General features: G+C 49.9%; 13 protein-coding genes. 8 read left to right on the plus strand and 5 right to left on the minus strand.

Going from position 1 to position 15,195, the window contains the following annotated elements; all coding sequences use genetic code 11:
- Positions 1-24 precede the first annotated feature (24 nt).
- Positions 25-2,028, minus strand: coding sequence for a methyl-accepting chemotaxis protein (locus tag VHA_RS13175; RefSeq protein ID WP_005505108.1), 2,004 nt, complete (start codon positions 2,026-2,028; stop codon positions 25-27).
- A gap of 445 nt (positions 2,029-2,473) precedes the next feature.
- Here VHA_RS13175 and hinT point away from each other — a divergent pair, with 445 nt between their 5' ends.
- The 8 genes from hinT (at position 2,474) to VHA_RS13215 (ending at position 9,469) form a co-directional block, all read left to right on the plus strand.
- Positions 2,474-2,824 carry a purine nucleoside phosphoramidase gene (hinT, locus tag VHA_RS13180; RefSeq protein ID WP_005505110.1) on the plus strand — a complete coding sequence of 117 codons (351 nt, stop codon included), beginning with the start codon at positions 2,474-2,476 and terminating at the stop codon, positions 2,822-2,824.
- The gene (locus tag VHA_RS13185) at positions 2,824-4,269 is read left to right on the plus strand and encodes a COG3014 family protein (RefSeq protein WP_005505111.1); all 1,446 of its coding nucleotides are present in this window, start codon (positions 2,824-2,826) and stop codon (positions 4,267-4,269) included. Before hinT ends, VHA_RS13185 begins: the two co-directional genes overlap by 1 nt.
- On the plus strand, positions 4,266-4,661 hold the full coding sequence (locus VHA_RS13190) for a YcfL family putative periplasmic lipoprotein (protein ID WP_005505112.1): 396 nt from the start codon (positions 4,266-4,268) through the stop codon (positions 4,659-4,661). Before VHA_RS13185 ends, VHA_RS13190 begins: the two co-directional genes overlap by 4 nt.
- An 18-nt stretch (positions 4,662-4,679) precedes the next feature.
- A complete protein-coding gene (gene lpoB, locus VHA_RS13195) occupies positions 4,680-5,270 on the plus strand; it encodes a penicillin-binding protein activator LpoB (RefSeq protein ID WP_005505113.1) in 591 nt (196 codons plus the stop codon).
- Positions 5,271-6,116 (plus strand): phosphotransferase, encoded by an 846-nt coding sequence (locus VHA_RS13200; RefSeq protein WP_005505114.1) that lies wholly within the window; start codon positions 5,271-5,273, stop codon positions 6,114-6,116.
- A 38-nt stretch (positions 6,117-6,154) separates the two neighbouring features.
- On the plus strand, positions 6,155-7,006 hold the full coding sequence (locus VHA_RS13205; protein ID WP_005505115.1) for a DUF6279 family lipoprotein: 852 nt from the start codon (positions 6,155-6,157) through the stop codon (positions 7,004-7,006).
- Between the two features lie 226 nt (positions 7,007-7,232).
- Positions 7,233-7,772 (plus strand): alpha/beta hydrolase YcfP, encoded by a 540-nt coding sequence (gene ycfP, locus VHA_RS13210; RefSeq protein WP_005505117.1) that lies wholly within the window; start codon positions 7,233-7,235, stop codon positions 7,770-7,772.
- Between the two features lie 404 nt (positions 7,773-8,176).
- Positions 8,177-9,469 carry an NAD(P)/FAD-dependent oxidoreductase gene (locus VHA_RS13215; RefSeq protein ID WP_005505118.1) on the plus strand — a complete coding sequence of 431 codons (1,293 nt, stop codon included), beginning with the start codon at positions 8,177-8,179 and terminating at the stop codon, positions 9,467-9,469.
- Positions 9,470-9,513: 44 nt separating this feature from the next.
- Here the strand turns inward: VHA_RS13215 and VHA_RS13220 are convergent, their stop codons facing one another.
- From VHA_RS13220 to VHA_RS13235, 4 genes are all read right to left on the minus strand, one after another.
- Entirely contained in the window at positions 9,514-10,071 is a 558-nt protein-coding gene (locus tag VHA_RS13220; protein ID WP_005505119.1) for a GNAT family N-acetyltransferase, read from the minus strand.
- Positions 10,072-10,172: 101 nt separating this feature from the next.
- Positions 10,173-10,991 (minus strand): peptidoglycan binding protein CsiV, encoded by an 819-nt coding sequence (locus VHA_RS13225; RefSeq protein WP_005505120.1) that lies wholly within the window; start codon positions 10,989-10,991, stop codon positions 10,173-10,175.
- 33 nt (positions 10,992-11,024) lie between these two features.
- Entirely contained in the window at positions 11,025-14,489 is a 3,465-nt protein-coding gene (gene mfd, locus VHA_RS13230) for a transcription-repair coupling factor (RefSeq protein ID WP_005505121.1), read from the minus strand.
- Between the two features lie 12 nt (positions 14,490-14,501).
- Positions 14,502-15,068 carry a PilZ domain-containing protein gene (locus VHA_RS13235; protein ID WP_005505122.1) on the minus strand — a complete coding sequence of 189 codons (567 nt, stop codon included), beginning with the start codon at positions 15,066-15,068 and terminating at the stop codon, positions 14,502-14,504.
- Positions 15,069-15,195: the final 127 nt, after the last annotated feature.

A 15,195-nucleotide genomic window follows, 5' to 3' on the forward strand; every position in this document is an offset into this window, starting at 1 on the left:
TCCGCTTTTCGGTATAGGGAAAGATCAAACCGTGAATTTGTGTACCAGTTCGTTCTGGTTGACGGCTTGCTGGTCCAGTCTCTCACTGGCACCCGCGACATCTTGCATTGCGGAATAACTGCTGTCTGCGATCACGCTGATGTGCTCGACGTTGCGGGCAATATCCGCAGACGTTGTGCTCTGCTCAGAGGCGGCGTCAGCAATCTGGCTGCTCATATCGCTGATCATCAGAATGATGGATTCAATTTCTTCCATGGCAGAATTGGCGTCGGATGCCTGAGTGACACTGTTCTCCATTTCCTCGACACATTCTTGCATCACCTGAACTGCCTCGCGGGATTGTGATTGCAGTTTGCTGATCATTTCTTCGATTTCTGATGTCGAATCAGATGTGCGTTTTGCCAGCACACGTACTTCATCTGCCACCACTGCAAAGCCACGACCTTGCTCACCGGCACGCGCAGCCTCAATCGCAGCGTTGAGGGCAAGCAGGTTGGTCTGGTCTGCGATGTTGCTGATCACATCGAGAATGCTTTCGATATTGGCGGTCATTTCCTGCAAGGAAGACACCACGGCGACCGAATCATCCAGACGGCTTGAAAGCTGGTGGGTGGTGCTGATATTGCGGGTCATGATTTCACGGCCTTTTGATGCCGCTTCGCCCACTTCCATCACTTTTTCCATGGTCTGACGGGCACTGTTGGCGACATCCTGAACCGAATGCTCCATTTCGGTCATGGCAGCCGCGACGGCCGTAGTCTGCTGGCGCTGTTCGTTAAGCTGTGCTTTCGCATTCTGGGTGGTGGATTGGTTTGCTGCGGCGACTTCGGCCTGTTCCTGTGCGGCATCCCGAAGCTGCCGCAGAATACCTTGCAGGTTGGACGCCAGAGTGTTGATGTGATCGGCCAGCTGACCAAATTCGTTGTGCTCTTTCACATCAATACGCTTGGTCATATCACCGTCAGTGATCGCTTCCAGAACCTGTAGCGTGCTGCTCAGAGGCTTACGGACACTGCGCGCAATATGCCAGCCGATAAAGGCAGTTATCGCCAGTATCAGCGCGCCGATAACGATGGTCTGTCGAACCCCATTCTGGAAAGTATTGTTGGCATCCTGAATCGAGTTCGCCATCACACTCTCAGCCTCGCTACGGAATTGATCCAGAATTGCCATGGCGTTATCGACTTCCGCAGCCAGGTTGCCGATATTGGTGTAGAGCTCGTTGGTGGCGACAAGATACGCATAATGCTGGTCAAGCACACCACCTTCACGGCTGACATCACGGGTGAAGGCATCAATGTCTTTCTGGAACTTCTCTTTCAGCTCTGGCAATTGTGCCGTCAGGGAGCGGAACGAATAGTTCAGCTGTTTGACACTGCGGCGGTTGCCGTTCATCGCTTTTTCTACGTCTTCCAGTTTGTCACTGGCTAAGGCATCAGAGGTGTGGGTTTCGGTTTCCTGTAGCTTTTTAAAGTAGGTTTTGGAAATGATCTTGAGGGTGGTTGAGCCATTGTTGGCGACAAAATCCTGCATGCCCAAAGCCAGTGCGGTGTTCATACGCTGGAACTGGCGGGCGGCTTTTATCCCATTTTCTTTTGCGGTTTGCTGGCGCTGGTAATTGCCAATGGCTTCAGAGGCTTCAGAAAAATACCGCTTTTCGATGCCACGCAACGCTTCCAGTTTCGCGGCCAGGGCTTCCTGGCCTGAGGCCGCCTGATTCAGGTTGTTGACGGCGGTATCAAATTTTTTCCGCGCCACGTCGAAGTTTTCAAGTACCTGCTCACTCTGCGCCACGTTGCTGCTGGTCAGGTAGTCTTTGAAAATCTTGTCGGCAGCCAGCAGGCTCACGCTGGCTTCATTCGATAAAGAGACGAGGGGAAGGGCTTTTGAGGTGACGATCTCTAGTTGTTCGTGGATGTCCTGAGAACTATTAAGATTAAGTGTATTGGTTGCAACCAGACTCACGGCAAGCACCGCAAACCCGGCATACATGCGACGAATGACGGAGCTTTGTCGTTTTTTAGCCATTGATATTCCTCCCACCGGCAGGTATCCGGTGTCTCCCGAAATCCGGGTTCAACATAAAAAGCAAGAAACCCGCTGAATGATGCCGCCAAGGGGTATTTTTCTAACATGTCTATCACCGGCGGATGTATTTCGCAGCAGATTCGTGTGTTTAAACGCGTTACTGATCTTGTCATCCGCCAGTATTTCAAAAACTTTACAGGTAAAAAGGTCAAGACTTTCTAACCTTTGATGTGATACGCAAATATCCTGAGAGAGAGGTCAATAATCAACGTCATGCTTATAAATGACGCTGAAATGTGTTTCTGATTTGGAGGGGGAGTTGTTACAAAAATTAAACATCTCAGGTGGCAGCCACTAACTAGGATAAAAACACCGTTCATTATTGCTCATATTCTTTCTGTCTAGCATACTTACAGCTTCGTACATCATTCATTTGGAGTTGCCCGTGGCTGAAGAGACCATTTTCAGTAAAATCATTCGCAAGGAAATCCCTGCTGATGTGGTTTACCAAGACGATCTTGTGACTGCATTCCGTGACATTAACCCCCGTGCTCCAAGCCATATCCTTATCATTCCCAACAAGCTGATCCCGACCGTGAATGACGTGGAAACAGAAGATGAGCTGGCATTGGGTCGCATGTTTACTGTGGCGCGTAAACTGGCTGAGCAGGAAGGGATTGCCGAAGACGGTTATCGTCTGATCATGAATTGCAATAATCATGGCGGTCAGGAGGTGTATCACATTCACATGCACCTGGTTGGTGGCCGCCCTCTGGGACCTATGCTGATCGGTTAATGATTCGACATGATTCTCCGGCCCTCGCTGACCGGCGCAGGGCCTATTCGTCTGTTTTAAAAAAACTGGTGGCGTGTTGCCTGGGATTCAGCCTGGTTGGATGTGCCAACCTGTCTGCGCAGGGGCTGTTCAGCCACTATTCGGCTGCACTCCAGCAACCGCACACATTGTTGGCTAACGGCGAGTATCAACAGGCACTGGCATCGTTACCTGAACAGCCTGATGGCGAAATCCTTGATGGCATGGAAAAAGGGCGGCTAGCGCTTCTTGCCGGTGACACTGCGCTGAGCAAAACCTCGTTCGAGCGGGCAGATATTGCTGCCACAAAACAGCAAGAGGCGGCCATCATCCAGTTGTCCCAAGGCGTGGATCAACTCGGTGCCTTGATCACTAACGACAACATGATCCGCTACACACCGCCGGATTACGAGCTGGGTTTCCTGCACCTTTACCTGACACTGGGCTACCTGCAAAATAATGACGTGCAAGGCGCTTTGGTTGAGGTGCGCCGAGCAAACCTGGTTCAGGAGCGGGCACGAAAAATCCGACAAGATGAGCTGGAAAGTGCCAGCAGAACAGCACAACAGAATGGCATTAATGAAAACCTTGGTGCAGTGCTGTCACGCTATCCGGATGCCGGTCAAACGCTGGGTTTTGTGCAAAACGGGTACCTGTTCTATCTTTCTGCCCTGCTTTATGAAGCAGAAGGAAACCTGAACAGTGCTTTTATTGACTACAGCCGTGCGATGGCCGTTGAACCTGATAATAAATACATTGCGGAAGCGGCCATGCGTATTGCGTTCAGGCAGGGGCGCCGGGATGAACTCAGGTTATTGGAGAAACAGTACGGGAAATATCAACGTCCTGACCGGTCAAAAGGACAGTTAGTCATACTGAGCGAGCAGGGCGTGGTCAATGCCCGGGATTTCTGGCGCTTGCCTTTATGGCTACCGGACAGCCATGGTGATCTGGCAGCACATACTGTCAGCTTGCCATATTACCGCTCATACCAAGCGGCGCCACAAAGGGCTTTGACTGTTGACAGTCAGGTTGTACAGCCACAGCAACTGGCAAACATCAACGGCATGGCACAACAGGCACTTAACGAGGCAATGCCAGCCATGGCGGTAAGGCAAATCCTTAGGGTTGTGGCAAAAAATGAGCTGCGAAAGTCTCTGGCAGAGAACGATGAAAGTGGCCTTGGCAACGTCGTGGTTAACATTTTTAATGTGCTGAGCGAACAACCGGATACCCGCAGTTGGCAGACATTACCCGAAAGTGTTGGTGTTTATAGCGGGTTTTACACACAAGGTCAGTATCAGGTAAATGCTGATGGACAAGCCATTAACGTGAACGTAGAACCAGGAAAAACCACATTGGTCTGGCTATCCAGACAGGGAGACAAGGTGGTTCATTGGCAGGGGATATTAGGAGGCATAGGATGAAATATGCAGCAATGTTGTTTTCAGCCACCATGCTGTTGACAGGTTGTGCTAACACCACCACTGGTCTCAGTATCGATAGCAGCAACCAGAATGTGGTGCTCGGCAATTCGGTACTGGCGCAAAATCTCGAATTTGGTAATGCGAAAAGTAGTATGGTGAATGGAAGGCTGCTGGCCCAGGTCATGGTTACGAACAAGAGCGATAAATCGCAAAACCTGCAGTACCGTTTCAATTGGTACGATGCGCAGGGTCTGGAGGTTGACAGTGGCAGATCACCATGGCGGCAGTTTGTCGTTTATGGCGGTCAGTCGGTGACGCTTCAGGGCGCCGCCCTGAATCCAGACGCCAAGAATTTTCGTGTTTCGCTAAGAAATATCAGTGATAACAACTAAACATAAACAGGTATACCAATGAAAAAAAGCCTAATTGTGCTGATGGGTGCTGCACTCATCTTGGGAGGATGTGCCAGGCAGGTAAGCTATGGTGATGCTCAGGAAGTGGAAACCACAACCATCGATTTTGGTTCGACAGACTTGCAAAAAATCGCGGCAGACATGACAGACAGCATGCTGTCTTCGGGCTCTGTTACAGCCATTACCCGTGACAGCCGTCCGATCGTCTTTGTTGAATCCATCAAAAATAAAACGGCCGAACACATTGATACTGAATCTATCACCGACACCGTCAGCACCCGCCTGATCAACTCTGGTAGGTTCCGTTTTGTGGACATGACCCGCGTTGAAGCTGTCCGTGAACAATTGGACTTCCAAAACAACGATGCATTGGTCAATCCGGGAACGGCAATCCAGTTTGGTAAAATGGTGGGTGCGCAATATATGCTTTATGGTAACCTGTCGAGCATCAACAAGCGCGATGGCAGCGACCAAGACGTTTACTACAAAATGACCATGCGCCTGATGGATCTTGAAACCGGCCTGATAGAGTGGGCAGACGAAACAGAAATTCGTAAGAAGTTGTCCAAATCCTTGATCGGATGGTAAATGTTGCTTACGCAAGAAGATAACGACAAGGCCGCAGTGATTGAAACGCTGCGGCCTGATTTTATTATTGTCGATGCCACGTTTCTCTCCGGCGGCCTCAGTAATCGCTGCCTGAAACTGACGACTGAGGATGGACGCCGTTTCGTCTGGCGGCCAGAAGCGGCGTCTGCCAAAGCATTTGGTCTTTCACGAAGCCATGAATTTAATGCGCTGAAAACGGCATCAGATCAGGGGTTAGCTGCGCCGCCGGTTAAATATTTCAATAATGGCTTATTAAACCCCTGGATTGACGGTTCTACCTTGGAACATGTGTCACTTGAGACCATGGCTGAACTTCAGGACCGTGTCCATGGGTTGCCGCCGCTGAATAACCGCTTTGATCCTTTTGATAAAGGGGCTGTGTATTTCAACAGCCTGGAGAAAGAATTCAAAAGCCCGCGTCTTATTGCTTTGCACCGGCATTTTCAGGAGAACCGTTTTTCGAGCGGCCTCGAATTAACCACCTGCCACTACGATCTGGGTTATTACAATCTGGTGCAGGAAAAAAGCGGGGAGATAAAAATTCTCGACTGGGAATATGCCGCCTTGGGCGATCCGGCATTAGATTTGGTGATGACCTCACTTGCAAACGGGCTGGATCTTGAAACCTTAGTGGATCGCTATTGTCATATAAGACGTATCAAAGTGGTCGAGAAATGGCAAAGCGCCTGTGTGCGCTGGCAACCTGTCGCGGATTATTTAGGTGCGTTGTGGTATGCCCTTGGATTCCAATTGTACGGTGAACCGCTGTATCAGAAACGCAGAGATGATTTCCTCGCAAAAGCGGAGGCGTCTTTGCCACGGTAAGTAGGCAGCAGTAAGCAACCCTTAGGAGCAAAACCGCAATGAAACTGGTGAGATCACGGATAAAACCCTTCCTTCTTTCTGTCACTGCGGTTGTCATTCTTTCCGCCTGCACTAACCAGTTTGCTTACAACACACTGCCGTTCTGGATTGACTATTACCTCTCTGACTATGTTGACTTGAATGCCAGCCAGCAAAAGCAGCTGGATACAGATTTGTCTGCTTTTCATGAGTGGCACCGCCAATCTGAGCTCCCTAAGATCCAGCGACTGTTGCACAAGCTGGAAGCGGACATGGCGACACCTCTGTCTTACCCTCAAATTCGTGAATACCACCAGCAGGTGAATGCAGTGATTTATGATTCATTGTCTGGCCTGACACCGGCATTGACAAACCTGATTTCATCACTCAGTGATGAACAGGCGAAAGTCTGGCTAGACACAGTGAATGAAAATATTCAAGAAGCAGTAGAAAAAGCCAATGAGGGAGATCTGGAAGCACAGTATAAACGTCGGCAGGAAAAGCTGATAGCGCGCGCGGAGTTTTGGGTCCAGTCAGTCAACGACAAACAGCAACGGCAATTTCTCGAAATGGCAAGATACCAAATTGAAATGCGTCCGGTGTTTTATTCCATCAGGAATACGTTGGTGGCTGAGTTAGAAGGGATTTTGATGAACAGGAATGCTCCGGATCTGGAACAGCGAATCAATACGTATTTCACTCACCTTCTCGCGTTCGACAGTGAACAACACCAGAATGATATGGCGATTTACTATGCCCGCCGTTATGAATTGCTACAGCGCCTGGATCGCCACCTGTCAGATAAACAGCGGGCTGCATTCCGTGACAAACTGGCCTCATACAGCGCGGATATCACCGATGTATTAAACTGATTGCTGCTTTATGCACCTGCGGGGCTTGAAAACCTTGAGCCACACCCGTGTTTCAACTTAAACCCTAACTAAAATGTGTGATTGGGTGATAGTATTTTTGTGCCCAAGCCACTTGAAAGGACTGTCTTCAGCAATGTGCAAATCGTATGTCCTTAGCGTTTCAACGCGAGCTGCTTGGGTAAGATAACAAGCTGGAAAAACCAGTGATGAGTAAGAGGGATTTTCTGTGATTATTTATCTTCATGGCTTTGACTCAACCAGCCCAGGAAACCATGAAAAGGTCATGCAACTTCAGTTCATTGACCCGGACGTTCGGTTTATCAATTACAGTACACTGCATCCCAAACATGACATGCAGCACCTTTTGAAAGAGGTGAATAAGCAGCTGGCATTGTCTGATGACAAGGCCCCATTGATCTGTGGTGTCGGTTTGGGGGGCTTTTGGTCGGAGCGTATCGGCTTTTTGAGTGGCATCAAGCAGGTGATCTTTAATCCCAACCTGTTTCCACAGGAAAATATGGAAGGCCGCATCGACAGACCGGAAGAGTACGAGGATATCGCCACCAAGTGTGTTGACAACTTCCGCGGCAAGAATGCAGGACGTTGTATGGTTGTGCTCTCGAAGGCGGATGAAATATTGGACAATACGCGTTCAGCGGCCGTGTTGAGTCCGTATTATGACATCGTCTGGGATGACACCCAGACCCACAAATTTAAGAGTATTTCCCATCACCTTCAGGCAATGAAAGCATTTAAAAACGCGTAACTCGTACTGTTAAATATCATGAGCATCGGTTGTTAAAAGCCGATGCTCTTTCGTTTTCAAATGTTGCGGAATGAAGGATGTATCTTTACATCCGATTGATTTCGCTATCCTTGGCGTGGCTTGTAGATATAAAAATTGATTGAGATCAAGTGAGCTGTATAATGGCTCAACAAAAAGTGGTATCACGTCATAAATTTAATGATGTCGGCATGCAACAAATAAAATACAAATGAAAGATGCATGCGTTTAACGCTGAAACAACGGCGCTTTACCTCTCCCTTCCAGAGCAGAGCTCATACCAGAAAAGCGACCGGATTTGTCTGACCTAATCTTCATCCTGCGGCATGAAATACGCGGGGGTGTGACAATTTTTTTCGAATTTAAATTATGGTAAGGAAGTAATCGTGATCAAGATTATTGTAGTTGGTGGTGGTGCGGGTGGTCTTGAATTGGCAACCAAACTGGGACGCACACTTGGACGTAAAGGGCGCGCCAAGGTCACTCTTGTTGATCGTAAATCCAGCCATCTCTGGAAACCACTTTTGCATGAAGTGGCAACTGGTTCTCTTGATGAAGGCGTGGATGCAATCAGTTATCGTGCCCACGCTAAAAACCACTATTTCGATTTTCAGTTGGGTAGCTTGTCCAGTATCGATCGCGATAATAAAACGATTACATTGGCGGCATTGCACGATGGAGAGGACGGCGAACTGCTGATGCCTGAGCGGAAGCTGAACTATGACATTTTGGTGATGGCTATCGGCTCAACCTCAAATGACTTCAATACTGCCGGTGTTCGTGATAACTGCATCTTCCTTGATACACCAGAGCAAGCCCGCCGTTTTCGCAATGAAATGAACAATGAGTTTCTTAAGTTGCATGCAAAATCTGGTAACGGCACTGTCGATATCGCCATTGTTGGTGGGGGAGCAACGGGTGTTGAGCTTTCTGCGGAGCTTCACAATGCGGTTAAAGAATTACACAACTATGGTTTCCAGGATCTGGACAGCTCCAAGCTGAACGTGACACTGGTAGAAGCCGGCGAGCGCATCCTGCCTGCATTGCCACCGCGGATTTCAGGGGCGGCGCAACAGGAGCTGATTAAGCTGGGTGTGAATGTACGTACGGCAACCATGGTGGTGAAGGCAGAAAAGGATGGCCTGACCACCAAAGACGGCGACAAAATCCCTGCACAAATCATGGTGTGGGCTGCTGGAATCAAGGCTCCGGACTTCCTGAAGGATATTGCAGGATTGGAAACCAATCGCATTAACCAGCTTGTCGTTAAACCAACGCTACAGACCACCCGTGATGACGACATCTTTGTTATTGGCGACTGTGCGGCTTGTGAACAACCGGATGGCTCCATGGTGCCACCACGCGCCCAATCTGCGCACCAGATGGCGAGCTGTTGTTTTTCAAATATTGTGGCAAAAATGACTGGCCGAGCACTCAAATCTTATGTTTATAAAGACCATGGATCATTGGTTTCACTGAGCCGCTTCTCTACAGTGGGTAACCTGATGGGCAACCTGACCCGCGGTTCAATGATGGTTGAAGGTCGTCTGGCACGCATAGTTTACATTTCGCTGTACCGTATGCACCAGATTGCTTTGCATGGCGTGATTAAAACGGGATTGATGATGGTGGTGAGCCGTATCAACCGTGTGCTTCGCCCTTCGCTTAAGTTGCATTGATCCCATCTGTAAAAGGGTATTAGAAAGCTGCCTTGGCAGCTTTTTTACATTATTACGTCTTCAGGGATAAGACTATAAACCAAACCTTCGCGGGCTTTGCCATCGTACATATAGCGGTTTCGTGCGCGGCACTCGAAGGTAGCGCAGAGCTTTTCGGCAATGCGGATACTGGCTTGGTTAGCAGGGTCCATCACAAGTTCCAGGCGGGTTAGCAACAGGTGACTGAAGGCGAGGTTCGTGGCGACTTCTGTTGCCTCGAGTGCGTATCCATATCCTTGATACTTAGTGGCAATCCAATAACCTAGGTTTGCCATGTTGGCCACGCTGTCGATGTTGGACACATAGACACAGCCGATCAGTGCCCCGGTCTCACTTTCAAAGGCAGCAAGTTCATAGCTTGCCCCCGTCAACCAACCCTGGCGACTCCGGTTGATCCAGGCTTCAGCATCCAGAGTGTCGAATCCTTCGTGACACCAATCCAGCCAGGGACTGATGGTATCTGCCGACTCTGAAATGGCCGTTTTGAGCGGGATGGCATCAACCTGCTTTAACGCCCGGAGAGTCAGTCGGTCGGTTTGGAATTCAAGGTTTGCTTGCATCATCGTCCCGGCCTGCCATTAAGGTTATAGGTTTGGATACTGAATATGAAAATAACGCCCTCATAGGAGGGCGCTGGATAGAAAAGATAGAATACCTGAAGCCATTAGTCGACGCGGGTAACCTTAATGATCAGGCCCATCAGTGGATGGTCGAGATAATGGATCTCGCCGCTGCGCATGCGACGTTTCTGTTCGAAATGGTAAGATTTCAGGTATTTCTCAACAGAGTAAGTACGTTCCAGTTTCTGCAGACCGGTCAGCGCACTGCCTTCGGTGTCTGATATCGCGTTATCCGCCACGATATTTTCGACATCCGTTATTGTCTGGTTTTCCAAGGATGTTGGTACCGCCTGCACTTCTTCCAGTACTTTTCGCTCGCCAGGCTCACGCAGTGCCAGATCGGTTTCAATGAACAGATAGTGCTGCACATAAACACGGATAAAACCATCCAGCTCGTACATTGGGCCGCTGATTTTTTCGGTTGGCTGGTTACTGTCAGGTGCATACTCACTGGTCGTGATGAGTGCATCCTTGGATGTGCCATCTGTATAGAAGCTGTCACCAAAGTTACGGCCAGCGGTAAAGCGCAATTTTGGCATCATACCACGCCCGCCGTCGTTCTGGCGCCAGGCAACATGAACCAGAGGCTTGAAGCCGGCATGGTTTGCCAGACGGTCATATTCTGCATTTAATTGCCATTGACTCTTTGGCAGTACCCTCAGACCACGTGCTGCAAGGGCTTGGGAGTCGAACACTGATATCGCATTATTCAGGTTAATGTCCGGCTGCGCATCGGGCCAGTTTTCCTGAACCGCATCTGGGTTTTGGTTACGCTTAAATACGATGACTTCAACATCAAACAAGCGTTCTGCAAAAGAAGGCCAGCTCATGGCACAAAGCAGCAGGATAATCAGCTTTTTCAAAGCATTACTCCGTTTTAAAAGCCGGTTGCCTGTTCAGGCAACCAATAAATTTTCAGCAAATTGGTTTAAAAGTGTTTCGATGAATGCAACCCGCTCTCGGCGATCAGTGAGTGATTCGGCGATTTTGAGTTTGGTTGGTCCCTCGAATCGATAACGGCTCGGGTGGGATTGTAACAGACCCACCAGGAAGCCGGGATCAATTTGCGCGTTTTGAGTAAACTCGATCACACCGCCTCGATCATGTGCGTCTATCTTACGTATACCCAGTTTCGCTGCGTGTAGTTTGAGCAGTTGTATTTTGAGCAAGTTGCTTGCCGCTTCTGGCAGCAAGCCAAAGCGGTCAATAAGCTCAACACGCAACTCTTCGATATCGTCAGGCGTTTTGGTGCCCGCAATACGTTTGTACAGTGACAGTCGTGTATTCACATCCGGAATGTAGCTGTCTGGCAATAGCGCGGGAATACGAAGCTCGATATCTGTTTGTTGATTAAGCAGATCGTCAAGTGACGGTTCTTTCCCTTCTTTCAGTGCTTCAACGGCTTGCTCAAGCATTTCCATATAAAGGGTAAAGCCAATCGACTGGATTTGTCCGCTCTGCTCATCACCAAGTAATTCACCGGCACCACGAATTTCCAAGTCATGGGTTGCCAGCGTAAATCCTGCGCCTAAATCTTCCAGTGATGCAATGGCTTCCAACCGCTTGACGGCGTCTTTGGTCATTCGTTTAGGGTGCGGTGTCAGAAGATAAGCGTAAGCCTGGTGGTGGGAACGGCCAACACGTCCACGCAGTTGGTGAAGCTGGGCTAAGCCCAAGTGGTCGGCTCGATCCATGATAATGGTGTTGGCCGTTGGCACGTCGATGCCGGTTTCGATAATGGTGGTACACACCAGCACATTGAAACGCTGGTGGTAGAAATCGGACATGATACGTTCCAGCTCGCGTTCTCGCATCTGTCCATGTGCGACAGTGATCCGTGCTTCCGGCACCAGTTCAGCGAGCTCGTTGGCGGTTTTCTCTATCGAGTCAATGTCGTTATGCAGGAAGTAAACCTGCCCACCACGCATGATTTCACGGAGCACGGCTTCACGGATGAGTGAACTCTCGCGTTCACGGACAAAGGTTTTTATCGCCAGACGACGTGAAGGTGGAGTGGCGATAATAGACAGGTCGCGCATGCCACTCATCGCCATATTCAGCGTCCGTGGGATCGGTGTTGCCGTCAGCGTGAGGATATCGACGTTTGCACGCATTGCCTTCACTTTTTCTTTCTGGCGGACACCAAAGCGGTGCTCTTCATCGACAATCAACAAACCGAGATCGTGGAATATCACGTCGCTTTGTAGCAATTTGTGGGTACCGATAAGGATATCGACTTTCCCTTCTGCCACATCAGCAAGGATCAGTTTTTGCTCTTTGGCCGATTTGAAGCGGGAAAGCACTTCAACGCGAACGGGCTGGTTGGCAAAGCGATCGCGGAAGTTTTCAAAATGCTGTTGGGCAAGCAGGGTAGTCGGAACCAGAACCGCGACCTGTTTGCTGTTGTTGACCGCAAGGAAGGCTGCGCGCATGGCGACTTCTGTTTTACCGAAGCCCACATCACCACACACTAAACGATCCATCGCAATCGGCTGGCACATGTCAGACAGGACAGCATTGATAGCCTGTTTCTGGTCGGCTGTTTCTTCGAACGGGAATCCGGCACAGAAATCGAGGTAAGCCTCGCGGTCATGCTTAAAGGCAAAGCCTGGCTTTGTTGCCCGCTTGGCATAAACGTCCAGTAACTCAGCCGCCACGTCGCGGACTTTTTCAGCCGCCCGTTTTCTGGCTTTCTCCCACGCTTCGCCACCCAGTTTGTGCAAGGGGGCTGATTCTTCTGCGCCGCCGCTGTAACGGCTAATCAGATGTAGGGAAGCAACAGGCACATAGAGCTTGGCCCCTTGCTGGTATTCCAATGTCATGTACTCGGTGGTGATACCGCCGGCTTCGAGAGTTTGCAAACCCAGATAGCGGCCGACACCATGCTCCAGGTGAACAACTGGCTGGCCGATTTGCAGCTCGGCAAGGTTGCGGATAATGGTGTCTGAACTGGAGGTGGTTTTCTTGTTGTCGCGGCGGCGTTGTTGGACAACGCGCTCACCCAGCAGGTTACTCTCACAAATCAGTGCAAAGTTGGGGTTTTCACATTGAAAACCGATGTCTGCCGGGCCGACCACCATCGAAAAATCTGTTGGTGAGTCGAGCGCTTCACTGAGCGAACCACAAACCATAGGGCGGATTTTAATGCGTGCCAGCAAATCCAGCATGGCTTCACGGCGGCCTTCGGTTTCCACGGAGAACACAATCTTGCCGGTAAACGCTTCGGTAAATTGGCGAAGCGTGCCGAGCGGCTCTTTCAGTTGTTGGTTGATAGTCAGCTCAGGCAATGCTGAAACCGGCGCATTGGTGCGGCCCGCTTTTAATTCAGTCTGGTCGAACTGCACCTTAATGCGCGGGTAGCGTTTGAATGCACCAAACAGCTCATCAATGGTTTGCCAAATCTCGTTAGGTGGCAGCAGGGGGCGCAGCGGGTCAACGCGGCGTTGGTCATACCGGTAATCTGCGTCTTTCAGGAACTGTTTGGCAGAGGCTTCTAAATCCCCTTTTGTGACCAACAGGGTGTTTTTCGGCAGGTAATCAAACAGGGTTTCGGTTTTATCGAAAAACAGCGGTTGCCAGTATTCAATACCGGCTGGCCAGATTTTTTTGCTGACCTGCTGGTAGATAGATTCGGGTTCCCGACGCGCGTCAAAGCGCTCACGCCACCGGACGCGGAATTGTTCAACGGCGTCGTCATCGGTTGGAAACTCATGCGCGGGAAGCAGGTTAATGCTGTCCAGCTCCTGAGTAGAACGCTGGTTTTCAGGATCGAACTCGCGGATGGTGTCGACTTCGTCATCAAAAAAGTCGATACGGTATGGTTGGTTTGACCCCATGGGGAACAAATCAAGGATTGATCCACGGCTGGCGTATTCGCCATGCTCGATGACCTGATCAACATGACGATAGCCGGAAAGCTCAAGCTGATGACGCAGTTTTTCCAGCGACAGGCGGTCGCCTTTCTTCACCATCAGTGCGTGCTGCACCAGGAAGGAATGAGGCATCACACGCTGCATCAGGGTACTGACCGGGATCAGCAAAATCCCTGACGTCTGCTGCGGCAGCTGGTAAAGGCGGGCGATACGATCGGAGATAATGTCCTGATGCGGAGAAAAGTTGTCGTAAGGCAGCGTCTCCCAATCGGGGAACACGTGGCATTCCTGACCGGTAAACTGCTTGATTTCAGGTTGCAGTTTTAGGGCAGTCTGATTGTCCGGCACCACCATCAGGATAAAACGGTTTTGCTGTTCGGCGAGTGTCGCGACGGTTAATGGAAGGGAAGCGCCATGGAGGTTGGCGACGACACGGGTATCTCCTGCTTTTTCAGGAGCAGATAAATTAAATAAGGTGTTGTTAGTCATGAATTCTGAGGCTTAGCTGTTTCTTTCCAATGCGCGTTGTCGGAGTAACTTCTGTTGCTGGTGCAGAGCGGCACGTATCAATACGTCTCTGTCTTCTTCTTGCAGGCGAATGTATTTCACGCCAACAGCAAACTTACCGTTCTTTTCTTTGCAGCCATAGACGCTACCGTAACAGTAAATCGCTGAGGGAGGGTTCTCAAGAAAGAGTTTCAGACGAACATGCTGCCCCTTCTTGAACGCTTTTCGGGCGATGAATGTCAGGCTGCTGGCACCAAACGTTTCAGTTTGATACCGCAAGTTGGGATCATCCTGTTGCGACAGCATAAAACCGAGCAGCAAGTTGATTTTCTGGTTTTGTGCATGTAGGAATTTGGTCAGCGCGTGCCCTTCATCGTGCTGGAGGGCTTGGATCTCTTTTTCAACGCTGCTGTCGAGGTCGCCACATTCACTGGCGATGCGAAATGCGAGAGGAATTTCCCGGCCAAATTCGGCTTCTGAAGGGATATGTTCATCGTCAGGCAGCACATCGACGTTGATCTTCAGGTGCGCATGTACGGAAAAGTATTCATCCTGGCTCATTGATATTCCCGGGGCATCAAACCCTAAAATCCTGCTTAGTTATTGATTATACCTGTAGTGACAGTATTTACCCAATCAGACGGGTAAAGAAGTGTTTATTTTTACTGCACTTAGATGCGTCAGGTAG

This window comes from Grimontia hollisae CIP 101886, assembly GCF_000176515.1.
Classification (GTDB): Bacteria; Pseudomonadota; Gammaproteobacteria; order Enterobacterales; family Vibrionaceae; genus Enterovibrio; species Enterovibrio hollisae.

Bases quoted from the DNA above. Each gene is read 5' to 3' on its own strand.
- VHA_RS13190 (WP_005505112.1), top strand. From the start codon at position 4,266: ATGAAATATGCAGCAATGTTGTTTTCAGCCACCATGCTGTTGACAGGT.
- lpoB (WP_005505113.1), top strand. From the start codon at position 4,680: ATGAAAAAAAGCCTAATTGTGCTGATGGGTGCTGCACTCATCTTGGGA.
- VHA_RS13185 (WP_005505111.1), top strand. From the start codon at position 2,824: ATGATTCGACATGATTCTCCGGCCCTCGCTGACCGGCGCAGGGCCTAT.
- VHA_RS13175 (WP_005505108.1), bottom strand. From the start codon at position 2,028: ATGGCTAAAAAACGACAAAGCTCCGTCATTCGTCGCATGTATGCCGGG.
- VHA_RS13235 (WP_005505122.1), bottom strand. From the start codon at position 15,068: ATGAGCCAGGATGAATACTTTTCCGTACATGCGCACCTGAAGATCAAC.
- VHA_RS13220 (WP_005505119.1), bottom strand. From the start codon at position 10,071: ATGATGCAAGCAAACCTTGAATTCCAAACCGACCGACTGACTCTCCGG.
- mfd (WP_005505121.1), bottom strand. From the start codon at position 14,489: ATGACTAACAACACCTTATTTAATTTATCTGCTCCTGAAAAAGCAGGA.
- VHA_RS13200 (WP_005505114.1), top strand. From the start codon at position 5,271: ATGTTGCTTACGCAAGAAGATAACGACAAGGCCGCAGTGATTGAAACG.
- VHA_RS13205 (WP_005505115.1), top strand. From the start codon at position 6,155: ATGAAACTGGTGAGATCACGGATAAAACCCTTCCTTCTTTCTGTCACT.